This is a genomic window from Amycolatopsis sp. NPDC005003 (genome assembly GCF_053600695.1).
Window position 1 is genome coordinate 85555 of sequence record NZ_JBSGAI010000038.1, and the last position, 22599, is coordinate 108153.

A 22599-nucleotide genomic window follows, 5' to 3' on the forward strand; every position below is an offset into this window, starting at 1 on the left:
AGCCGGGGTTCACGCTGAGTCAGCGGCACGGGTTAGGCTCCGGGCATGCCGGACACGCAGTACGAAGACCTCCTCCGCCACGTCCTCGACACGGGCGCCCGCAAAGGCGACCGTACCGGCACCGGCACGAGGTCGATCTTCGGGCACCAGCTGCGCTACCGCCTGTCCGAGGGCTTTCCCCTGATCACCACCAAGAAGGTCCACTTCCGCTCGATCGCCTACGAGCTGCTGTGGTTCCTGCGCGGCGACGCGAACGTCTCGTGGCTGCAGGAACACGGCGTCACGATCTGGGACGAGTGGGCGGCGGCCGACGGCGACCTCGGCCCGGTGTACGGCGTGCAGTGGCGGTCGTGGCCGACCCCGGACGGCGGACACGTCGACCAGGTCGCCGAGGTCCTGCGCACGCTGCGTGAGAACCCGGACTCGCGGCGGATCATCGTGTCCGCGTGGAACGTCGCCGACATCCCGCGGATGGCGCTGCCGCCGTGTCATGCGTTCTTCCAGTTCTACGTCGCCGACGGCGAGCTGTCCTGCCAGCTGTACCAGCGCAGTGCGGACCTGTTCCTCGGCGTGCCGTTCAACATCGCGAGCTACGCGCTGCTGACGCACATGATCGCCGAGCAGGTCGGGCTGCGCGTCGGCGACTTCGTCTGGACGGGCGGGGACTGCCACATCTACGACAACCACGTCGACCAGGTCCGCACGCAGCTGGCCCGCGACGCGCGGCCGTTCCCGGCGTTGAGCCTGAAGCCGGCCGACAGCCTGTTCGACTACACCTACGAGCACTTCTCGATCGACGGCTACGACCCGCACCCGGGCATCAAGGCGCCGGTGGCGGTGTGATCGGGCTGATCTGGGCCCAGTCGGCGAACGGCGTCATCGGACGGGACGGCGCGCTGCCGTGGCACCTGCCGGAGGACCTCAAGCACTTCCGCGCGGTGACTTCGGGAGCGGCGGTGCTGATGGGCCGCCGCACCTGGGAATCGCTGCCGCCGCGGTTCCGGCCGCTGCCGGGCCGGCGGAACCTCGTGCTGTCGGCGACCCCGCAGGAGGACGTCGAGACGTTCGCGGACCTGGCTTCGGCGCTGGCCGCGGTGGACGGCGACCTGTGGGTGATCGGCGGCGCGGCGGTGTACCGGGCGGCGCTGCCGGTCGCGGACCGGATCGTCGTCACCGAGCTGCGGGAGTCCTTCGAAGGGGACACCCACGCGCCCGAGGTGGGCCGTCCGGCGGACTCGGTCTCGGAGTGGCACGAGTCCTCGACCGGCCTCCACTACCGCTTCCTGACCTGGGGCTGACGGCCCGGGCCGTTGCGCTCCCCGGGGTCCGCGCTATACGGTTGGCTCGAACTAGAACACGTTACAGTTCTAGTGGCCGGTCGTAGCGAGGAGCGGACATGGCGAAAAGGGCGGCGCGCGGCGACGAGGCCGACTACGTCGTCGTCGGGTCGGGGAGCTCGGGCGCGGCGATCGCCGGACGGCTCGCCGAGGCCGGGGCCAGCGTGATCGTCCTGGAAGCCGGGAAGAGCGACGAACAGCTGCTCGTCAAGAAACCCGGGCTCGTCGGGCCGATGCACGCCGTGCCGCAGCTCAAGAAACCACTCGACTGGGGCTTCTACGGCGTCCCGCAGAAACACGTTCTCGATCGGCGGATGCCGGTGCCGCGCGGGCGGGTCGTCGGCGGCTCCAGCTCCATCAACGGCATGGTCTACGTCCGGGGCAACCGGGCCAACTTCGACTCCTGGGCCGCCGAGGGCAACGAAGGCTGGGACGCCGACAGCGTCAACGCCGCCTACAAGCGCATGGAGGACTTCGAAGACGGCGAGAACGCCTTCCGCGGCGCCGGCGGCCCGATCCGCGTCACCCGCGCGAAGAACCCCCAAGAGGGCTCGCTGCAGTTCGTCGACGCCACCGCCGACGCCCTCGGCTGCAAGATCCTCGACGACTACAACGCCGAGTCCCAAGAGGGCGTCAGCCGGATGCAGCAGAACGCCGCCGACGGCCTGCGCTACAGCGCCTCGCGCGGCTACCTCCACCACCTCGCGCCCCCGACGCTGGAACTCCAGGACCGGGTGCTGGTCGAGAAGGTGCTCATCGAGAACGGCCGCGCCGTCGGCGTCGAAGTCGTCGACCGCGGCCGCCGCCGCACCATCCGCGCCGGCAAGGAGGTCATCCTCTCCGCCGGCGTCATCGGGTCCGCGCAGCTGCTGATGCTCTCCGGCATCGGCCACGCCGAGCACCTCAAGGAGTTCGGCATCGACGTCGTCGCCGACCTGCCCGTCGGCGACAACATGCACGACCACATGTTCCACGCCCTGACGTTCCACGTGACGACCAGCAAGAACAAGGGCACGGCGCCGTACTTCGCCCGCGGGCTGGCCAGGGAGCTGCTGCGGCCCGGTACCACGTTCCTGGCGAACTCGGTCTTCGAGGCCGTCGCGTTCCTGCGGACGTCGCAGGCCGGGGCCATCCCCGACCTGCAACTGCACCTCCTGCCGTGGGCGTACGTCTCGCCCAACCAGGACGCGCCGATCCGGCACGACGTCGACAAGCGCCCCGCGCTCACCGTGCTGACCACGCTCATCTACCCGAAGAGCCGCGGCACACTGCGGCTCGCCTCGGGCGATCCCGCCGCGGCGCCGGTCATCGACTTCCAGTACCTGTCCGACCCGGCCGACCTCGAACTGCTCGGCGAAGGCTCGGAAATGGTCCGCGAGATCTTCGCGTCCAAGGCGTTCAAAGGAGCGGTCAAGGAAGAGATCCACCCGGGCAAGGACCTCAAGGGCCAAGCCCTGCGCGACGCCATCCTCAACCGCGCCACCTCGGTGTACCACGGCGTCGGCACCTGCCGGATGGGCGTCGACGAGCTCGCCGTGGTCGGCCCCGACCTGCGCGTGCGCGGGGTCGAGGGCCTGCGGGTCTGCGACGCCTCCATCATGCCGTCGATCACCGGCGGCAACACCAACGCGCCCTGCATCATGATCGGGGAAATGGGCGCCCAGCTCGTCCTCGGGAGCCGGTCATGACGCTCACCCCGCTCGAACTCACCCGTCCCGCTTCGGTCACCGACGCCTTCCTGGAGCAGCTCGTGGCGCGGGTGCCGGGCTCGTCCGGAGCGACCTGGAAGCTCACCGAGGTCTACACCGGCGACGTGCTCGTCGAGCTGCCGCAGTCGACGCCCGAGGACATCGAGCGGGCGTTCGCCGTCGCGCGCGAGGCCCAGCGCAAGTGGGCGGCCACGCCGGTCAAGCAGCGGCTGGCGGTGTTCCGCCGGGCGCACGCGCTGTTCGTCGAGCACGCGCGCACCGTCGCCGACCTCATCCAGGTCGAAAGCGGCAAGAACCGGCGGATGGCGATCGAGGAGACCTGCGACCCGCCGATGGTGATGAGCCACTACCTGAAGCGGGCCGCGCGGTTGCTGGCACCGACGAAACGCGGCGGCCCGGTGCCGCTGCTGACGAACTCGACCGAGGTCCGGCTGCCCAAGGGGGTCGTCGGCATCATCGCGCCGTGGAACTTCCCGTTCGCCACCGGGGTTTCCGACGCCGTGCCGGCGCTGATGGCGGGCAACGCGGTGGTGCTGAAGCCGGACAACAAGACCGCGCTTTCGCCGTTGTACGGCGTCCGGCTGCTGGAGGAGGCGGGGCTGCCCGAGGGGTTGTTCCAAGTGGTGTGCGGCGAGGGTCCCGACGTCGGCCCCACGCTGATCGACCACGCCGACTACGTGATGTTCACCGGCTCGACGGCCACCGGCCGGGTGATCGGCGAGCGGGCGGGCCGCAACCTCATCGGCTGCTGCCTCGAACTCGGCGGCAAGAACCCGATGATCGTGCTCGAGGACGCCGACATCGCGGAGGCCGTCCAGGGTGCCGTCTTCGGCGCGTTCGGCAACACCGGCCAGATCTGCATGCACATCGAGCGGATCTACCTGCCGGAATCCCGGTACGAGGAGTTCAAGACGGCCTTCGTGGCGGCGGCTTCGGCGCTCGACGTCCGCGCGGCCTACGACTTCGGCCCCGACATGGGCTCGCTGGTTTCGGTCGACCACATGCGCCGCGTCAAGTCCCATGTGGACGATGCGGTCGCCAAGGGCGCCACGGTGCTCTGCGGCGGCAAACCCCGCCCCGACCTCGGTCCGGCCTTCTTCGAGCCGACGATCCTCGAGGGCGTCACGAAGGACATGGACTGCGGCGTCACGGAAACCTTCGGACCGGTGGTGGCGCTGCACAAGTACCGCACGGTCGACGAAGCCGTGGCGCTGGCCAACGACACCGACTACGGCCTGAACGCCTCCGTCTGGAGCACCGACGTCGCGGCGGCGCGGGCGCTGGCGGCCCGGATCGAATCCGGCAACGTGAACGTCAACGACGTCCTCGCGACCGCGTACGCGGCCAAAGGCACGCCGTCGGGCGGGGTGAAGAACTCCGGTGTCGGCGCCCGGCACGGGGACCAGGGGCTGCTCAAGTACACCGACGTGCAGAACCTGGCCGTGCTGAAGAAGCAGGTGATGGGGCCCCGGCCGGGGCAGGGGTACGAGAAGTACGTCGAGAGCATGCTGTCCGGGCTGAAGCTGATGCGGAAGCTGCGGATCAGGTAGCGCTCAAGGCCTGGCCGAACCAGCTGAACACCGGTTCCAGGTCCGGGAACGGGGGCCAGCCGTTGATGGTGGCCACCCGCTGCCAGTACCGCGTGACACGCGGATCGCCCGCGATCTCGAGCCGTTCGAGGATCCACTGCTTCAGCTGATCGTCGTCGGCCTTGCCGAACGTCTCGGCGTAGCGGGAGGTGAGCGTGGCGACGATGCCGCCGGCCTGCTCGGAATCCGGGGCGATACCCGCGGAAAGGGCGCGCCCGACCTCGTCGCGCACGGTCTCGGTCAGGTCGTGGTGCAGGCCGGTGGTGTCTCCGTCGGCGCGTTGGGCCGCCTGGTACTCGGCCATCCGCCGCACCGCGGCCCGGAATCCCGTGTCCTGGACCAGTTCGACGAGCTCCAGCCACGCCTCGACCTGTTCGGGCGTGGCGTCCTCGGGGAGCTCCGGCATGCTCGAACGCAGCAGTTCCACCATGGCCGGGTTGGCGTCGACGCCGCCGAAGGTGTCGTCGATGAAATCGTGGACGAAGCGGCGCCGTTCGGCGTCGGACAGGTGCACCAGTCTGTGCATCAGATCCATTTCCTGGGGACTTGATTCCCGGTTCGCGACCGCGGTCAGTACCGCACGCCGCAGGCGCAGTGACCGGATCTGCACGTCGAGCGCTGCTGCGTGCGCCGCGGCGACCTCGGCCAGCGAGGTCTCACCGGCCAGCACGCGCCGGACCGTGGTCAGATCGATGTCCAGCGCACGGAGTGTGCGGACCAGTTCCAACCGAGCGAGGGCGGCCACGTCGTACAGGCGGTAGCCGGCCGGGCTGTGGCAGGTCGCCGGAACGATCCCCCGGTCGGCGTAGAACCGGATCTTCTTCACCGACAGTCCGGTCCGTGCGGCCAGTGCCCCGATCGTGAGGAGGGTTTCGTCGTCCATGTCCCCAGCCTGCCGTCTCCCACCGGGGGAGACTCAACCGTCGACGAGCAATCCGCGCAGCGGCCCCTGCAGCCGGGCCACCCGGCGGGAGACGCCCGGCAGCAGCACCAGCCGGTGGGTCCGCTGCTCGCCGCGGCGTTCCCGCCCGGCCTGTTCCTCGGCCAGCGGCCGCCACAGGTTGTCGACGATGTCCGCCGGGCTTCGCTTTTCCAGCTCGGCCACCGGACGCCCGAGATGTTCGGCCCACAGCCGCAGCCGGGCCGCCCGGACCACGCCGGGATCATCGGTGGCGATGTTGACCTCGGTGTCGTTGAACAGCGAGTGCTCGTTGAGGTTCGCCGAGCCCACGGTCAGCCACGAGTCGTCCACGATGCCGAGCTTGGCGTGGACGTACACCGGCGCCGACGCGTCCCCGTCGTGGGCGCTGATCGTCGTGGCCAGCAGGCGCCGGTGGCCGTCGTCGGCGTCGAGCAGCCGGCCCAGCTGGCCGCGGGTGGTGTCGGAGCCGTTGCTCGGCCGGCGCGGCAGCAGCAGGACCACGCGGAACTCGTCGTCCGGCGGGTTCCGCAGCTTGTCGAGCAGCACCTCGGCGATCTCCGGCGACCACAGGAACTGGTTCTCCAGGTAGACCAGCCGCCGCGCCGAGCGCAGCGCGCGCAGGTAGCCGTCGAGCACGGTGAACTCGCCCTTCGGCAGGAAGCCGTAGGTGTCGTTCGGCACGGTCCGCAGCAGCTGGACCCGGCTGCCGCCCACCGGTTCCGGCACCGCGGGCGCCGGCAGGTCTTCACCGGCGACTTCGCTCCACCGCCGCCGGAAGTGGTCGGCGACGTCGGCGACGACCGGCCCGCCCAGCCGCGCCATCAGGTCGTGCCACCCGATCGGCCGCGGCGGGTGGTCCGGGCTGTCGTGCCGGTCGCCCTCCAGCGCGGTGAGGTCGACCCCGCCGACGAACGCGACCGCGTCGTCGACGATCACCAGTTTCTCGTGGTGGCAGTGCAGGGTCCGTTCGCGGGAGTCCAGCACACAGCGCACGTCTGTGCCCTTGCCGAACTTCCGCTGTTCGGCCCGCGCGAGCTTCCGCGACGGCTGGAAGGCGGGGAAGGGCGGCCCCGCCCACAGCAGCACGCGGACCTCGACCCCGCGCCCGGCGGCCTCGGCCAGCAGCTCCCGCAGGGTGGGCGAGCCGGGCTCCCGGGTGAGCCGGAAGTCCGCGCTGGCGTGCCAGTTGGCGATGTGCACGTGGGATTTCGCGTTCCGGATGGCCTCGGCGACCGCGGGCAGCGACTCCTCACCGTCGATGAGCACCTCGACGCGGTTGCCCTCCCGGACGGGAGCCCGGCCGCCGAGCGGGTCGTCGGCCCCGCCCGGTTCGAGCACGTCGCCCCAGCCGAGCCCGCGCAGCCGCCGCTTGTGGTGGGCGCACAGGACCCTCTCGAGCCCGTCGCCGAGCCGTTCGTCCACCTTGTCCACGAAAGAGTGAGGGCGCTTCACCCGTCCCATATCACTACAGATCGGCGCGGCTCGCCGTGCAGTGACGCTCCGTCAGAGGTCGAGCACCAGCCGCGGGGAGCAGGCGCGGGACACGCAGAGCATCATCACCTCGTTCTCCGCCCGCTCGTCCGCGGTCAGCACCGAATCCCGGTGGTCCGGCTCACCGCCCAGCACACCGGTCTCGCAGGTCCCGCACGTCCCTTCCCGGCACGACGACAGCACCTGGACCCCGGCTTCCTCGACCACCTCGAGGATCGACCGGTCCGCGGGCACCGGCAGCACCCGGCCCGAGCCCGCCAGCTCCACCTCGAACGCCGTGCGCGGACCCTCGTCAGGCTGCGCGGTGAAGCGCTCGACGTGCAGGTCTTCCGGGCCGAGCGCCTCCACCGCGGCCAGCAGCGGTTCCGGGCCGCAGCAGTACACCGCCGTGCCCGGGCGGACGCCGGCCAGCAGGGACGGGAGGTCGAGCAGGCCGTGTTCGTCCTGCGGCCGGAACGTCACGCGGTCGCCGTGGCGGGCCAGCTCGTCGGTGAACGCCATCGAGCCGCGCGTGCGGCCGCCGTAGACCAGCTGCCAGTCGCTGCCCGCGCGGTCGAGCATCGGCAGGATGGGCGTGATGCCGATGCCGCCGGCGATGAACAGGTACCGGTCGGCGGCCACGAGCGCGAAGTGGTTGCGGGGGCCGTCGACCTGGAGAAGATCCCCGGCGGACAGCTTGTCGTGCACGTACTCCGAGCCGCCGCGGCCGTCGGGCTCCCGCAGCACCGCCACCCGGTACGCCGACTTCTCCGCAGGGTCGCCGCACAGCGAGTACTGCCGCACGAAGCCGGGCAGGAGGAGATCGATGTGCGCTCCCGGCTCCCACGGCGGCAGCGGTTCGCCGCCGGGCGCTCGGAGGGTCAGCGCCACGACGCCGTCGGCGGCCTTTTCCTTGCTGTCCACCAGCAGTTCGAGGGTCATCGGTGTCCTTCGGGGTGGGCGAGCAGCCAGTCCCACAGCTGCACGGGGTCGTCGAACTCGCGCTCGGCGCCGCAGTGGCAGACCGCGCGCAGCCGGTCGGTGCCGAGCACCCAGTGGATGCGGTTGACGCGGTCGCCGGCGAGCATCGGCCGGTTCACGGCGCCACCAGTCGCTGGAGCATCCGACGCGCAGCCAGGCCACCGGTGTCGATGTTGATCGACAGTTCCTGGTAGCCCTCGGGTTCGGTGGCGATCACCCGCTCGAGGACGTCGAGGGCTTCGACGTCCTGCAGCACCACCGTGCGGTTGTTCTCCGCGAGGAACGCCGAAACGCCTTCGTCGTCGAGCGCGAAGTCCCGGGCCACCGCCCAGAAGTCGTGCGTCGAGTTTTCCGTCTCGGGCGTGATGGCGTAGACGACCTCGACGTGGAAGGCGTCCGGGTCGCTGCCGTCCGGATTCGGCACGGACCCGACCGGCGCGATGCGGCTGTGCAGCTTGTACAGGCACGGCGGCGTGTACTCGATGTCCTGCCAGCGCGTGATGCGGCCTTCGAGGCCGGTCGACTTCGAGTAGAACGGCGGGCACGCCGCGTCGGCCATGTGCCGTGAGACGTAGACGATGCCGGCGTCCTCGTCGACCTCGGTGGTGATCGGCGTTTCGGCGACCTCCGGGGTGCCGATGTAGCCGCCGTGCAGGTAGGTCTCGTGGGACAGGTCCAGCAGGTTGTCCACCAGCAGCGAGTACCGCGCCTTGAGCGGCTCCATCCCGCGGACAGTCGTGTAGTCCGGCGAGTCGAGCCAGGGTGCCCGCGGAATGGCCGCCGCGTCGGCCTTCGCCGGATCGCCGATGAACACCCAGACGAAGGAGTCCTGCTCCACCAGCGGGTAGTGCGTCAGCCGCGCGGTCCGCGGCACCCGGGTCTGCCCCGGCACGGCCACGCACTTGCCGTCCACGCCGTAGGTGAACCCGTGGTAGCCGCAGATGACCTGGTCGTCCACCAGCCGCGAAGGCGCCTGCGACAGCGGGAACCGCCGGTGCACGCACCGGTCGGCCATCGCGGTGACGCTCCCGTCGCGGGTCCGCCAGAACAGGATCGGTTCCCCGCAGACGGTGCGGCTGAACAGTTCGGTGCCGATCTCGGATCCGTAGGCGGCGACATACCACTGGTCGCGGGGGATGGCGCTCATCGGGGTCGTCCTTTCGTGGTGGGCCGGGTCACAGCGTGGGGGAGCGACCCGGCTGCCACGAAGGGCTATTTCATAAGACGGAAAGCGCTCGGGAAATCGCCCGGGCACTGGTCATCACCAGCGGGGCGAGCGCGTGCGGCGCCGCGCTCCCGTAGCGCACGACGAGCGACACGGCCGCGACGACCTGGCCGCGGGCGTCGTGGATCGGCGCCCCGACCGACAGCGCGTCGAGGGTGACCTGCCGGTCGCTGATGGAGAACCCGTGCGTCCGCACGTCGGCCAGCAGGTGCCGCACCCGGTCGGGGTCGGTCACCGTCTCGCTGGTGTAGCGGTCGATCGGGCTGCCGAGCACTTCCTCCTGCACCTCGGCGGGGGCGTGGGCGAGCAGGACGAGCCCGACGCCCGTCGCGGTCAGCGCGAACCGGCCGCCGACGCGGGTCAGCACCGGGACGGCCCCGGTCCCGGCGATCCGCTCGATGTAGACCACCTCGGTGCCTTCGCGGACGGCGAGCTGGACGTTCTCCCGGGTGATCTGCGAGAGGTCCTCCAGGAACGGCAGGGCGAGTTCCCGCAGGCCGAGCCCCCGCGGCGCGAGCGAGCCCAGCTCCCACAGCCGCAGCCCGACGCGGTAGACGCCGTCCTCGTCGCGCTCCAGCGCGCCCCACTCGCAGAACTCGCGCAGCAGCCGGTGGGCCGTCGCGGCCGGCAGCCCGGCCCGGCGGGCGACCTCGCTGAGCCGCAGCGCCGGCCGGTCCGGCGAGAACGCTTCCAGGACCCGCAGCGCGCGGCCCAGTACCGGCCCGGTGGCGCCGGGCACGCGACCTCGGTGGGGCAACGGCGACCTCCGGCGGTGTGGCTCAGAGGTCCACTATGCCCCGCGCGGCCCGGCGCGCGGCGGCGGCGTCCCGCCGTTCCTCGAACCGCGATGCCTGCGTGTCGAGCCCCTTGAGGAACGTCGCCAGCTCCTCCCGCGCGGCTTCGCCGACCGCGCCGAGGCCGGTCAGGTCGAAGACCTTCCAGTACCGCAGCAGCGGCTGGACGACGTCGTCGTGGTGGATGCGCAGGTCGTAGATGCCCGCCTTGGCCATCAGCGCCGCCTTGCGCTGGAAGCTCGGGATCACCGCGCCCGGCATCGCGAAGCCCAGCACCTCGTCGGTGATCGCGCGCATCATGGCGTCCGGCGAGATCTCCAGCGCCGCCTTGACCAGGTTGCGGTAGAAGACCATGTGGAGGTTCTCGTCCGTGGACACCCGGGCCAGCAGCTTCTCCGCCAGCGGGTCCTGGGTGTAGCGGCCGGTGTTGCGGTGCGAAAGCCGGGTGGCCAGCTCCTGGAACGAGACGTACGCGCAGACGTTGAGCAGCGGCTTGTCACCGGTTTCGTAACCCGCCTGCATGGTCTCCATCCGCATGCGCTCCAGCTCGACCGGGTCGACGGCGCGGGTGACCAGCAGGTAGTCGCGGATGCAGATGCCGTGGCGGCCCTCTTCGGCGGTCCACCGGTGCACCCACGTGCCCCACGCCCCGTCGCGGCCGAACGCGCGCTCGATCTCGCGGTGGTAGCTGGGCAGGTTGTCCTCGGTGAGCAGATTGACCTCGAGGGCGGTCCGCGCGATCGGGCTCATCGTGGACTGCTCGGGGTCCCAGGCCTCCCCGCCCAGGTCGGCGAAGTCGCGCCCCTGGCTCCAGGGGACGTACTCGTGCGGCATCCACTCCTGAGCGGCCGCGAGGTGCCGGTTGAGGTTCTCTTCGACCGTGCCTTCCAGCTCGTGCAGCAGGCGGGTGGTTTCGGGGACCGGCATGGGGGAACGTCCTTCCGTACCTACGCAACCGTAACCTACGGTGCCGTAGGCTACGACAACGGACGCGGACGGCGGGAGGTTCCCCGGAGTCTTTCAGTGGGTGAAGTCGAACACGTAGTCCTTGAGGATCGGCCCGAAGAAGCTCGTGCCGGTGACCCGCACGACGGCTCGCCCGGGCACGCCGTCAGCCTGGGAAAGCACTTCGCACCGCACGGTGGGATCGGCCGGGATCACCTTGGTGATCTTCGGTGAGGTCCCGGCCGCCACGGCGACGGGGCACGACGGCGCACCGGCGTCGAAGCCGCCGACGGTCCGGCCGCCGACCACGATGCCGATCGAGAGCGGCCCGTCGGTCGGGATCGCCCGGCCGTTGAACTCCTGCCAGTAGCGCACGCAGGTGTCGCGCCAGACGCCCGCGTCGGCCTCGTGCGCGGCGAGCTTGGCCTTGACCTCGGCGAAGCGCCGCGCGTCGAGGTGGGGCTCGAGCGAGTCCCAGGTCCGGCGCATCCACGACACGTAGTGGACGCCCGTCTGGTAGCGGTACACCAGTTCGTCCCAGAAGATCCGGCCGCTGCGCAGCCGCCGGTCCCAGGGCACGTGGTGGAACCACATCAGCAGGTTCTCCGGGACGGTCTCGATGTCGCCGTACCGGGCCGCGAGCACCGGGAAGTACTGCGCGGTGAAGCCGCTGCCGGTGGGGGAGCGGTCGTAGCCCAGCCCGGTGCGGTCCGCCTTGTTGTAGTACACCGGGCTCCAGTCGTCCCGCGCCAGCCGCTCGGCGGGGTTGGGGCCGTAGTGGTCGCTGGACCGGAACTGGTGCGCGACGCCGAGCGGGGTCTGGTAGCTCACCAGCGCTTCCCGGGAGCCCATCATCATCGCCACGATCGTCCGGACGGCGAAGTCGCGGTTGCTCCAGGTCAGCCGGACCCAGTCTTCGGCGATGCCGCGCGCGTCCAGGGTCCAGTCCCACGCCAGCCTGCCGAAGGCGTACAGGTTCGCCTGGGCGAAGTGGTGCCCGGTCAGGTTGTCGGCGTTGCCGAAGTTGGCCACGCCGACGATGGCGCTGTCCGGGTGGCCCTGGGCGGTGCCGTCCACGACGTTGCCGACCAGGCGCTTCTCCAGCGGCCTGCCACGCGCGTCGGTGGCGTGGGTGTCGGATTTCAGGACCTCTTCCCACAGCGGGCCGAGGTAGCACAGCATCGTGTTCTGCCCGGTGTACTCCTGGGTGACCTGCAGTTCGATGGCCTGGTTGGTGTGCTCCATCCGGCCGAAGAGCGGGTTGGCCGGCTCCCGGGCCTGGTAGTCGAGCGGGCCGTTCTTGGTCTGCAGGAACACGTTCCCGGCGAACCGGCCGGTCGTGCCGTCGGGCTGCGGCTCGTCGTCGATGGGCCCGAATTCCAGGTAGGCGCGCTTGAGCCGGTCCGGGTCGACGTCGGCGTTGTAGACGAAGGTCCGCCAGAAGATCCGCATCCCCAGCGGCGCCACCGCCGCCGCCATGCCGTTGGCGCCGTCACCGTGGTCGTAGCCCAGGTCCTGGGGGCCGGGCTGGCCCTCGGAGTTCGCCTTGACAGTGAACCCCATGAAGTCGGGGATCGCGGCCTGTAGCTGCCGCGCCCGGCGCGTCCACCAGTCCCGGAACTTGGCGCTGTAGGGATCCAGCTCTTCGCGGGTGAGGGTGTCGGGCGCGAACCGGGCGTCCGTCGGGGCGGCGTAGTTGATGGACACGGCCAGCCGGATCCCGTACGGGCGCAGCGCGTCCGCCAGCGCGGCTTCCTGCTCGATGGCGGCCGGGGTGAGGTAGAAGCTGTTGGCGTTGACGTTGTTGATCGTGATGCCGTTGATGCCCACGGAAGCCATCGCCCGCGCGGCCACGAGGTACCGGTCGAGGATCACCGGCAGGTTCAGCGCGGCGGACGCGCCGGTGGCGGTGAAGTCGAACATCGCCCCGTTTTCGCCGTTCAGCCCGCCGGTGCCGGCCGGGTTGTTGCCGGCGTAGAGGCGCTCGGTCTCCCAGTGGTTCAGGTACCGGTGGTTGATCTTCGGGACGGACCGGACGTCGAGGTTCGTCACCGGCTGCCGGGCCTGAAGCCGCCGGAGGAAGGCGAAAGTCCCGTACAGGGCGGCGAGGTCGGTGTGGCCGGCGATGACGATCGACCGGTGCCCGCCGTGGGACAGGGAGCGGATGAGGTAGCCGTCTTCGCCGAGCGAGGTCAGGTCGCGCGCGGGAACGAGCCGGCGCACGAGGGGCGAGCTCTCCGGCGTGCCCACGACCACCGCGCGGTCGGGGAACCCGCCCCGCACCGGCACGGGACGGCCCAGCAGCCCGCCGAGACTGCGGACGAGTTCGTCCCGCGCCGCTTCCAGGGTGCTCTGCACCAGGTGCTCGGTGGAGCCGGGGGCCATGGCCAGGTTCGCGGTGTGGCGGTGCACCTTCGTCCGCCCGGCGTTCTCCACGACGATCGCGGCGAGCGCGGCCCGGTACCGGGCGAGGAGGCCGGGATCGTCGACCGGCTCGTAGCGCAGCCACAGGTCCGAGCCGTCGTTGTCGTCCGGGAAGGCGCCCAGCGGACTCGCGTGCGCCGGCCGGGCTCCGAACATCGAGGTGGCCACGGCAGCGCCGCTGCCGATGAGGAAGGAACGCCGGCGCAGCCGGCTCTGCTCGTTCTCGTCGCTGAGAGACACCGTGCCCCCATCGTGTGCACGAGTATTAAGTTCGGTTCTCGCACTATTGCGGCGCCGGGCGTGCGATGTCAAGAATTGCCGATATACCGGGGAATCCCGAAAGTTTCGGCGTGTCGGGACGGCCTGCCCCGGCCCGGATGATCGCCCGTGCCAGACTTCGCGGCGATGCTCACCCCAGCCGATCTCGCCGACCTGCTCGACTGCGAGCACCGCAGCCTCCTCGTCCAGGCGCTGGCCGCGGGTCTGCCGGGAGCGCCGCGGCCTGAGCCCGGCAGTCACGAGACCGCCGGCGTCGAAGACCTCGCGCTCGCCGCGAAGGCGACCGAGGAGGCGTTGCGCTCCGGCGTGCCGGTGATCCACCGGGCCGTCTTCCTCGACGGCGAGTTCGCCGCGCAGGCAGACCTCTTGGTCCAGGACGGCGAAGGCCGCTACGAGGTCCACGACACGACGCCGGTCCGGCAGGCGACGCCCGCCGCGGTGGTCAAGCTGACCGCGTGCGCCGACGCCGTGCGCCGCGCCGGGTGGCCGGCCGGGCCGCACCTGCACCTCCGGCTGACCGACGGCGGCACCCGGACGCTGCGCGTCGAGGACTTCCGGCCGCTGGTCGACCGGCTGCGCACCCGGCTGGCGGACCGGCCGCCACGGCTGCCGGTCCCGCTGTGGGCCGACGACCGCCCCGCCTGCGCCGGCTGCGGGTTCGCCCAGCACTGCGCGTCGGCGCGGGAAGCCGACCGCGACCTCTCGTTGGTCGCGGGGATGCGCGGTGACCAGCGCCGCAAGCTCGTCGCCGCCGGGCTCGGCTCGATCGACGCGCTGGCCGCCGCCGGCCCGGCCGACCGGCCGCGGGACCTGTCCGCGACGGCGTTCGCGACCCTGCGCGCCCAGGCCGCGCTGCAGGTCCGGCAGGACACCACCGGCGAGGTCGCCTACGAGATCGTCGACCCCGGGGAACTGGCCGCCCTGCCCGCCGCGGCGCCGGGCGACGTCTTCGTCGACCTGGCCGGCGACCCGCACGCCCTCGCCGGCGAAGGGCTGGAATACCTCTTCGGCGCTTTCGGCGACCGGCAGTTCACGCCGTTCTGGGCGCACAGCCGCGCCGAGGAGCGGCGGGCGTTCGAGGAGTTCGTCGACTTCGCCGCCGCGCGCGTCGCCGAGCACCCGGGCTCGCACGTCTACCACTACGCGCCGTACGAGGTCACCGCGATCAAGCGGCTCGCGGCGGTGCACGGCACCCGCGAGGAAACCGTCGACCACCTGCTGCGCAGCGGCGCGGTCGTGGACCTGCACGCGGTCGTGCGCAAGGCGCTGCGGGTGTCGCAGCGGTCGTACTCGATCCGGCACCTCGAGCCGCTCTACCAGCCCGGTGCCCGCGCGAAGACCGCGGTGTCCGACGTCGAGGCGTACGAGGAGTACCTGGCGCTCGCGCAGTCCGGGGAGCCGGAACGCGCCGAGGAGGTCCTGCGGCGGATCGGCGAGAACACCGAGGACGACTGCGTCTCCGCGCAGCGGCTGTTCGAGTTCCTGCACCGGGTCCGCGCCGACGCGGGCATCGAGGTGCCGGAGCCGGCCGAGGAGTCCGCCGAGGACGCGCTGCTGCGCGCGGCCGAGGAGGACGTCGCCGCCGAGCGGCGCGCCGAACGGGCCGCGCAGCTGGCCGCGCTCGTCGACCCCCTGCTCGACGGGCTGCCGGACGACCCGGGCCGGTTCACCCCCGACGAGCGGGCCCGCGCGCTGCTGGCGGCGTCGGTCGGCTACCACCGCCGCGAGACGAACCCGGCGTGGTGGGAGTACTTCCGCCAGCTCGCCGCCCCGGTCGGCGACCTCGAGGTGGACACCGCCTGCGCCGTGCCGGTCTCGCTGGAGGCGGGGGAGTGGGTGCCCCCGGCCGGGCGGGCGCGCACCGCGAAGAGGACGCTGCAGCTGGCCTGCGACCCGGACCGGCCGCACCCGTTCGCCCCCGGCGACGACGTGCGGCTGCGCTACGGCGACACCGCCCGAGACGCGAAGGTCGTCGCCGCGTCGGCCGTGGAGCTGACCCTGGAGGAGAGCTGCCCGCCGGACGCGACCACGAACGACCGGCCGAGCGCGGTGCTGCCCGGCAGCCCGGTGCGGCCGTCGCCCAAGGACGAGGCGGTCGCCGACCTCGCGCGGCTGGTCGTCGACGCGCTCCCGGAGCTGCCGCGGCACCCCGGCGTCGACCTGCTTCGCCGGACCCCGCCGCGGCTGCGGGGCGGGGCGGCGCTGCCGGCGCCGGGCGAGGACCTGGTGGCCACCGTGATCGAGGCGGTCGAAGCGCTCGACGGGTCGGCGCTGGCGGTCCAGGGGCCGCCGGGAGCGGGCAAGACCTACCTCGCGGGCCGGTTGATCGCGCGTCTCGTGCGGGCGGGCCGCACGGTCGCGGTCACGTCGACCAGCCACAAGGCCGTCGAGAACGTGCTGAGCGCGGCCAAGAAGAGCGCACCGGAGCTGCCGTGCGCCAAGCGCGCGAAGAAGACGCCGGACCCGGCCGCGCCGTGGGACCAGCCGAAGAGCAACCCGGCGCTGGTGAAGTGGCGCGAAGAACACGACACCGGGCACCTGGTCGGCGGCACGGCGTGGACGTTCGCCAACGCGGCGGTCCGCGAGGAGCCCTTCGACCTGCTGATCATCGACGAGGCCGGCCAGTTCGCCCTGGCCGACGCGCTCGCGGTGTCGATGTGCGCCCGCAACGTCCTGCTGCTGGGCGACCCGCAGCAGCTGCCGCAGGTGGTGCAGGGCACGCACCCGGCGGGCGCCGAAGCCTCGGCGCTGGGCCACCTGATCGGCGACGCCGACATCATGCCCGCGGCACTGGGGTACTTCCTCGACGAGACGCGGCGCATGCACCCGGCGGTGTGCGAACCGGTGTCGAACCTGTCCTACGCCGGACGGCTGCACGCCCACCCGTCGGCCGCGGACCGCGCACTGGACGGCGTCGACGCGGGCCTGTACCTGTCCGAAGTGGACCACCAGGGCAACACCACCCGATCGGTGGAAGAAGCCGCCGAGGTGGTGCGGCTCGTGTCCGAAGTGCACGGTCGCATGTGGACCGACCACGGCCCGGCGCGGCCGCTGGGCGACCACGACATCCTCGTCGTCGCGCCCTACAACCTGCAGGCCCGCACGGTGACCCGGGCGCTGGAAGAGGCCGGGTACCCGGGAGTCCGGGTGGGCACGGTCGACCGGTTCCAGGGCCAGGAGGCCCCGGTGGTGATCGCGACGATGACGTCTTCGTCGGCGGTCGACCTGCCGCGCGGGCTGGACTTCCTGTTGTCCCGCAACCGGCTGAACGTGGCGTTGTCGCGGGCGCAGGCACTGGCGGTCCTGGTGTGCTCGCCCCGGCTGGTCGAGGCGGACATCCGGACGGTGGACCAGCTGCGCCTGGTCGCGGGCATGATCGGCCTCATGACGGCGGCGCGGCCGTGGCCGCCCGGTCAGCTCGGCGGCTCGATTTCGCCGGCGTCCTCGTCGACGTCCTGAGAACCGGGCTCCTTCCGAGGCCGGTCGGCCTCGGGAATGTCGACGTCGAGGTCGAGCTCCGGGGTGCCGGGCGGGGCCGGAGCGTCGGGGGTCAGGGGGCGGTCTTCGGATTCGCTCATGGGGACCGGGTACCCGAGAGCCGGTGATCAAAGCCTCGGCCGGTCAGCCGGGGTTTCCGGTGGCGGGGGTTCCGGGGCGGGGCGGGCGGGCCCCGATTCCGTGGTCGAGGTCAGGCGGGGTGCCGGGGGCGGGGCGGGGCGGGCCCCGAGTCCGTGGTCGAAGTCGGGCGGGCTTCCAGGGGCGGAGCGGGGCGAGCCTGGACTCCGTGGTCAAGGTCAGGCGGGTTTTCGGGGGCGGGGCCCCGAGTCCCTGGTCGAGGTCGGGCGGGTTTTCGGGGGCGGAGCGGGCTGGGCCTGGAGTCCGGTGGTCGAGGCCAGCCGGGTTTCCGCGGGCGGAGCGGGGCGGGCTTGGAGTCCGGCGGTCGAGGTCAGGCGGGGTTCCGGGGCGCGGCGGGGTCCGGACCGGCGAGTTCGGCCGGAGCCAGGTCGTCCAGGGACTGCCAGCGGAACACCCCGGCGCCCTGCGCGTAGGCCAGGTGCCCGCCGAGCGCGCCGCCCGCGCCCGTCGCCGCCAGGCCCAGCAGCCCGAGGAGCCGTCCGGTGCGGCCGCGGCGGCGGGCCAGGTAGGACGCGCCGAACAGCACCGTCGCCGTGGCGTTGGCGGCCGCGTGCACCAGGCCGACCCGGCGTTGCCGCGCGTCCAGCCCGGCGTAGTCCGCCAGGCCGAACACCATCGCCGCCGGGGCGGCCAGCAGGCCGGTCGCGATCAGGCGGCGCGCCGCGGCCCGGCCGTCCGGGGGCAGGTCGAACACCGCCGAGCACAGCCAGGCGCCGATGGGTGCCGTCACCGCGAGCGGGTGCAGCGGGTGTCCCAGCGCCCGGCCGCGCAGCTGCCTCGTCACGCTGCTCTCCCCTTCGAGCAGCCGCCCGAGCCCCGCGGCCGGGCCGTCGAGCACCTCGGCGTCCTCGGCTTTCCGCAGGACTCGGTGCGCCCAGGCGGGCTTCGAACGCCGGTGACCGTCGCGCTTCGGATCCATACCGCCCGGGCTACCCCGCCGCGCGCCGGTCAACCGGTGTTTCGGCGGCGCGTCAGCGGGAAGCCCGGGGAACATGACCGAACCGGACCAGAGCTACGACCCGCCGCAGGACACCGGCGAGCCGGACGCCGTCGAGACGGACCCGGCGGCCTTGAACAGCGCCGAGGACCTCGACGAAGACCGCCTCCGCACCGACCCGCTCGAAGAGGGGATGGACCCGCCGGAGCACTGGTCGGGCGTGACGAAGTACGGGATGACGCCGTGGGAGCAGGCCCACCCGCGGGGCCTGGGCGACCGGATCGGGGAGGAGCGCCCGGACCCGGCAGCCGAAGTGCCGACGGGCATCGACAGCCGGGCGGGCGGGGGAACGGACGAGGACACGGGCGAGTCCCCCGAGCAGCCTGTCCAGCTGGCCCCCGTGGACGGGGACGGGCCACCGGTGGACACCGAGCCGGACGAGGTGGGCGTGGACGCGGGCTCGGCCCCGGCCGCAGGACCGGAACAGGCGGCACTGCACGTCGAGGGCGAACGGCGGTGACCGAGCGCGCCGGGGTGCGGCGTAGCCGCCGAACGGGGGTGTCCGGCACCGCCCGTTGCTGATAAGTCTCTGCGCGTGACCATGGACACGATCGACCTGCACAGCATCAACTCCTGGGAAGTGTCCTTCCTGTGCGAGGAGGTCGGCGCCTATTTCGCCCACGGCGTCGAGCTCGCCCCCGGCGCGACCGTGCTCGACGTCGGCGCCAACGTCGGCGTCTTCTCCGCGGCCGTGTACGAACGGCTGGACGGCGACGTGCGGATCTTCGCCTTCGAGCCCCTCCCGCCCCTCCACGCGACGCTGGAGCGCAACGGCCGCGACTTCTTCGGCGGCCGGCTGACCGCGTTGCCCTACGGGCTCGCGGCCGCCGAAGACGAGCTCGACTTCAGCTACTTCCCGGCGGCGACCATCTTCTCCTCGTCGCTGCGGGACGCGGAGAACATCGAGTCCGAGCGGCGGCGCGTCACCGCCAGCGTCGTCGAGATGATCCGGCGGGGCGGGCTCGGCCCCGGGCCGCGTCGCGTGCCCGCGCCGATCCTGCGGGGGATCGTCGGACGGCAGCTGCGGGCGATGCGGGAACTCGAAACCCACCGCGTCCGCGTCCGGCCGCTGTCGGCGGTGCTCGACGAGCAGGCCATCGAGCGCGTCGACCTGCTCAAGGTCGACGTCGAAGGCGCCGAACTCGACGTCCTGCGAGGGCTCGAAGACCGGCACTGGCCCCTGGTCCGGCAGGCCGTCGTCGAGGTCGAAGGGTGGCGGCGCCACCGCGACACCGTCCGCGAAGTCTTCACCACGCGCGGGTTCACGGTCGAGGCCGTGCAGGACCCCGTCCAGGAGGCCGCCGACATCGGGATGGTGTTCGCGATCCGCTAGATTGGCGGACCCGCACCTCTCCGGGGGTGCTTCGTCGCGGCAACACGCGAACCGGCGGCCGGGAGCGCAGCAGACGCCTCAGCCGCGGCAGAAGCAGGTCTGCCGCGGCTGAGAAGAAAAAGAATGTCCTCGCCGGACGGCAGGCTCTGGGATGGCCACGGCTCCCGCTGTCTCCTCGGCTTCTGGAGGTGGGCCGCGGGGTGGTCATCCCGTCGCCTGATTGAGGCCTATCACTTTGAGCCGGGCCCGCAAGCCTGCGTCGTCTGGTCCCGTTGCGCTGTGGGTTGCGGGCCCGGCTCAAAGTGATTTGACGGCCTCAGGCGACGGGATGACCACCCAGCTCCGTCATTTGAAGACATCGCCCGGCCACCAACCGAGTCACGTACTACTCGTCTGGCGCTGGTACTCGAGCCAGTCGAGGTTGATCGCGCCGGTGTCGCCCGGGGCGTAGGACAGGGTCACCACCGGGGCGCGGCCGGTGAGGGGGACGTCGGCGAAGGTCGTGGTGCCCCAGGCGTCCCAGCTGTCGGCGACCTTCGGGAAGCCGACCTGCCGCACCGGCTGCCCGTCCACCGACAGCGTCATTGTCCGGGTGTCGTTGTTGGCGTTGGCGTACCGCACGGTGATCGTGGCGCGTTCCGGCGCCGTCGTGGTGCGGTGCAGGGTGAAGGACGTCGACGCGCCCTGTGCCCAGAGACCGTCCAGGAACGCGCGGCCCGAATACCCGGTGTGGTTCACGTTCGCCTTCACGCCGCCGGTGTTGCGGGCGTCCTCGGCTTCGAGGTGCGCCGGGTCGGGGCAGCCGCTCAGCGCGGGCGTGCCTGCGGTGTCGGCGCAGCCGTCCTGGGCGTCGGCCACGCCGTCGCCGTCCCGGTCGGCGGCGGGCGCTCCGGTCAAGGTGACGTCGATCGTGTGGCCGCCGGTGAGCGTGTCCGGGATGGCGGCCGGGGCCGGCTGACCGTCCACCAGGAACGATCGGATCGCGCTGCCCGCGCCGTGCAGGGCGACGGTGAGGGTCGCGCCGCGGTAGTGCAGGTTCCGCAGGGTGACGTCGCCCCACCCCGCCGGGAGGCGGGGTGCGAACGACAGCCCCCGGTCCGTGGCCGTCAGCCCGAACAGGCCGGTGTGGACCATGTCGAGGAACGCCGTGGCCGACCAGGTCTGGTCGGGTTCGGAACCCCAGTGGAACTTCACCGTGTCGCCCAGCCGCTGCCAGCCGCCGTCGACGACCCCCGTTGTCCCGTGGTGGATCTCCCAGAAGCCGCTGTTGCCGTCGGCGAGCTTGGCCAGGCGCGCGGTTTCCGACGCGAACGCGTTCAGCGCGCCCTGCCCGGCCAGCGCTTTCGCCCACAGGCCCTGGACGAGCGGCCAGACGATGGCGTTGTGCCGTCCGGGTTGCGCGTCGCTGTAGCGCGCCCAGTTCGGGAACGTGTCGGGCATGCCCCAGGGCAGCTCCCGGGCGTTGCCGAGGATCGAACGCGCCTGCGCCGGGTTCGCGATGCCGAAGATCAGGGCGAACGCCAGCCCGGTGCCTTCCTGGAAGGCGCCGCGGGAGCCGTCGGCGAGCAGCTGGTAGTCGTACAGGCCGGTGGCGGGGTTCCAGAAGCGCTGGTTGATCGCGGTCCGCAGCGCCGCGGCCTTGCTCCGGTACCCGGCGGCCTCCGGCGCCGGCCGGCCCAGCTTCGCGGCCATGTCCGCGGCGTTGACGTAGGCGGCGTAGTAGAGCTCGTTCGTGCTGAGGTACATCCCGCTCGCCACCCCGGGCCACGGCATGCTGCCGGTGCTGACCGACTCGGTCGCGTCGGCGGGCGGCGCGGGGTAGCCGGCGATGCCGTCGTTGAAGAAGGAGGCGCCGGTGAAGAGGCCGTAGGTCGGGTTGAAACCGGCGGTCGTGGCGTGTTCGCGGATCGTCAGCGTGGTGGTCGCGGTCCGGTAGGCGTTCCGGAGGAACTCCCGGTCGCCGGTGACGAGGTAGTGGTGCCAGGCGGCCGTGACCCAGACCACCTGGTCCCACTGCTGGTCGTCCTGCTGCACGCGCAGGGTGCCGGCGGTGTCCTTGTCGACCACCGCCCACAGCGTGTTCTTCGCCAGGGCCGGGTCGAGCAGGCTGGTGGCGTTCCAGCTGTTGATCGAGGCGTCGCGCGTCCACGGCTGGGCGTAGCCGCCGCCCGCGCGGACGATGCCGGTCGCCGGGTCCAGCAGGCCGCTCCGGTCGTAGCGCGCGTCGTAACCGATCGTGTTGGTGTGCAAGAGGTTCTGCAGTGCGGCGGTGTACGCGGTGCCGAACAGGGCTTGGCTGTCCGGGTTCGCGAACGCCAGCGAAGGAGGTGCCGGGCTCGCGGTGGCCGGGGCCGCGCCGGCGAGCGCGCCGCACGCCGTCACCAGGGCCAGGAGCGTGGATCCGATCCGCTGCGGGAAGCCGTTCCTCATGCGCGTACCCCTTTCGGCGCCGGCCATTGCACCACGGAACGGCGGTGTCTCTCCGGATACGCCCGGATCCTGTCTGTTTCTGTCCGCCACCGCCGATGGCCGGGTATCCGGTCCGGAACGCCGCCCCGGTGGCAGAGCCCCGGGCCGCCGTTGCATACTGCTGGAATGGCGCGTAGGAACCCGGAGACCGCACGGTGAGTCCCCGCGAAGGGCCCTCACGCCCGAAATTCGGCCGGATCGACCCGTTCTGCCTGATGGCGGTGCTGCCGGTGCTGCTCGTCGCCGGGATCCTCGGCGCGTTGATCCACGTGGCACTGGGGCTCGGCTTCGCCGCGTTCGCGGGCTTGATCCTCCTGTTCGACTCCTGGGTCAACCGGCCCCGCCCGGTCCCGGAGGCCGACCGGCCGGCCCGGGCGCCCCGCCCGGCGGGCCCCGGCGCGGGGGGCGGGCGGCGGGCGGCGGGGCGGGGCGGGCGCCCGCGGGAGCCAACCACGGAGAGCCCCCGACCGCGCGCGCGCAGCGCGCCCC

At 72.2% G+C, this 22599-nt stretch carries 19 protein-coding genes; 8 read left to right on the top strand and 11 right to left on the bottom strand.

Features of this window, described 5'->3' with window-relative positions:
- Positions 1–45 precede the first annotated feature (45 nt).
- The 4 genes from ACWED2_RS35170 (at position 46) to ACWED2_RS35185 (ending at position 4596) form a co-directional block, all read left to right on the top strand.
- Positions 46–843 carry a thymidylate synthase gene (locus ACWED2_RS35170; RefSeq protein WP_449694824.1) on the top strand — a complete coding sequence of 266 codons (798 nt, stop codon included), beginning with the start codon at positions 46–48 and terminating at the stop codon, positions 841–843.
- Positions 840–1298: a dihydrofolate reductase gene (locus ACWED2_RS35175; RefSeq protein WP_449694825.1), complete on the top strand. Its 459-nt coding sequence runs from the start codon at positions 840–842 to the stop codon at positions 1296–1298. Before ACWED2_RS35170 ends, ACWED2_RS35175 begins: the two co-directional genes overlap by 4 nt.
- Before the next feature lie 98 nt (positions 1299–1396).
- On the top strand, positions 1397–3025 hold the full coding sequence (locus tag ACWED2_RS35180; protein ID WP_449694826.1) for a GMC family oxidoreductase: 1629 nt from the start codon (positions 1397–1399) through the stop codon (positions 3023–3025).
- The gene (locus ACWED2_RS35185) at positions 3022–4596 is read left to right on the top strand and encodes a succinic semialdehyde dehydrogenase (RefSeq protein ID WP_449694827.1); all 1575 of its coding nucleotides are present in this window, start codon (positions 3022–3024) and stop codon (positions 4594–4596) included. Before ACWED2_RS35180 ends, ACWED2_RS35185 begins: the two co-directional genes overlap by 4 nt.
- Here the strand turns inward: ACWED2_RS35185 and ACWED2_RS35190 are convergent.
- From ACWED2_RS35190 to ACWED2_RS35225, 8 genes are all read right to left on the bottom strand, one after another.
- Complete coding sequence (locus ACWED2_RS35190) at positions 4589–5518, bottom strand: MerR family transcriptional regulator (protein WP_449694828.1); 930 nt, start codon at positions 5516–5518, stop codon at positions 4589–4591. The genes ACWED2_RS35185 and ACWED2_RS35190 overlap by 8 nt on opposite strands.
- Before the next feature lie 33 nt (positions 5519–5551).
- On the bottom strand, positions 5552–7018 hold the full coding sequence (locus ACWED2_RS35195) for a phospholipase D-like domain-containing protein (protein ID WP_449694829.1): 1467 nt from the start codon (positions 7016–7018) through the stop codon (positions 5552–5554).
- A 42-nt stretch (positions 7019–7060) separates the two neighbouring features.
- Positions 7061–7969: a PDR/VanB family oxidoreductase gene (locus tag ACWED2_RS35200; RefSeq protein ID WP_449694830.1), complete on the bottom strand. Its 909-nt coding sequence runs from the start codon at positions 7967–7969 to the stop codon at positions 7061–7063.
- Positions 7966–8127 carry a hypothetical protein gene (locus ACWED2_RS35205; protein WP_449694831.1) on the bottom strand — a complete coding sequence of 54 codons (162 nt, stop codon included), beginning with the start codon at positions 8125–8127 and terminating at the stop codon, positions 7966–7968. The genes ACWED2_RS35200 and ACWED2_RS35205 overlap by 4 nt, the downstream gene beginning before the upstream one ends.
- Positions 8124–9155 carry a Rieske 2Fe-2S domain-containing protein gene (locus ACWED2_RS35210; RefSeq protein ID WP_449694832.1) on the bottom strand — a complete coding sequence of 344 codons (1032 nt, stop codon included), beginning with the start codon at positions 9153–9155 and terminating at the stop codon, positions 8124–8126. Before ACWED2_RS35210 ends, ACWED2_RS35205 begins: the two co-directional genes overlap by 4 nt.
- A gap of 70 nt (positions 9156–9225) precedes the next feature.
- Complete coding sequence (locus ACWED2_RS35215; protein ID WP_449694833.1) at positions 9226–9972, bottom strand: IclR family transcriptional regulator; 747 nt, start codon at positions 9970–9972, stop codon at positions 9226–9228.
- Between the two features lie 40 nt (positions 9973–10012).
- The gene (locus ACWED2_RS35220; protein WP_449694834.1) at positions 10013–10954 is read right to left on the bottom strand and encodes an acyl-ACP desaturase; all 942 of its coding nucleotides are present in this window, start codon (positions 10952–10954) and stop codon (positions 10013–10015) included.
- 93 nt (positions 10955–11047) lie between these two features.
- Positions 11048–13636: an alpha-glucuronidase family glycosyl hydrolase gene (locus ACWED2_RS35225; protein WP_449694835.1), complete on the bottom strand. Its 2589-nt coding sequence runs from the start codon at positions 13634–13636 to the stop codon at positions 11048–11050.
- 165 nt (positions 13637–13801) lie between these two features.
- Between ACWED2_RS35225 and ACWED2_RS35230 the strand changes: the two genes are divergently transcribed.
- Positions 13802–17134, top strand: a complete 3333-nt coding sequence (locus tag ACWED2_RS35230) for a TM0106 family RecB-like putative nuclease (RefSeq protein WP_449694836.1) — start codon at positions 13802–13804, stop codon at positions 17132–17134.
- Here ACWED2_RS35230 and ACWED2_RS35235 read toward each other — a convergent pair.
- Positions 17089–17253, bottom strand: coding sequence for a hypothetical protein (locus ACWED2_RS35235; protein ID WP_449694837.1), 165 nt, complete (start codon positions 17251–17253; stop codon positions 17089–17091). The two genes, ACWED2_RS35230 and ACWED2_RS35235, sit on opposite strands and share 46 nt — an antisense overlap.
- A gap of 368 nt (positions 17254–17621) precedes the next feature.
- Entirely contained in the window at positions 17622–18230 is a 609-nt protein-coding gene (locus ACWED2_RS35240; protein WP_449694838.1) for a DUF2231 domain-containing protein, read from the bottom strand.
- A gap of 73 nt (positions 18231–18303) precedes the next feature.
- Between ACWED2_RS35240 and ACWED2_RS35245 the strand changes: the two genes are divergently transcribed.
- Complete coding sequence (locus ACWED2_RS35245; protein ID WP_449694839.1) at positions 18304–18768, top strand: hypothetical protein; 465 nt, start codon at positions 18304–18306, stop codon at positions 18766–18768.
- An 81-nt stretch (positions 18769–18849) separates the two neighbouring features.
- Complete coding sequence (locus tag ACWED2_RS35250) at positions 18850–19641, top strand: FkbM family methyltransferase (protein ID WP_449694847.1); 792 nt, start codon at positions 18850–18852, stop codon at positions 19639–19641.
- A 378-nt stretch (positions 19642–20019) separates the two neighbouring features.
- On the opposite strand, the gene ACWED2_RS35255 is transcribed toward ACWED2_RS35250, so the two are convergent.
- Positions 20020–22071: an MGH1-like glycoside hydrolase domain-containing protein gene (locus ACWED2_RS35255; RefSeq protein WP_449694840.1), complete on the bottom strand. Its 2052-nt coding sequence runs from the start codon at positions 22069–22071 to the stop codon at positions 20020–20022.
- Between the two features lie 194 nt (positions 22072–22265).
- On the opposite strand from ACWED2_RS35255, the gene ACWED2_RS35260 reads away from it, so the two are divergent.
- Positions 22266–22599, top strand: a 334-nt coding sequence (locus ACWED2_RS35260; protein ID WP_449694841.1) for a hypothetical protein, incomplete at its 3' end; no start/stop codon positions are given.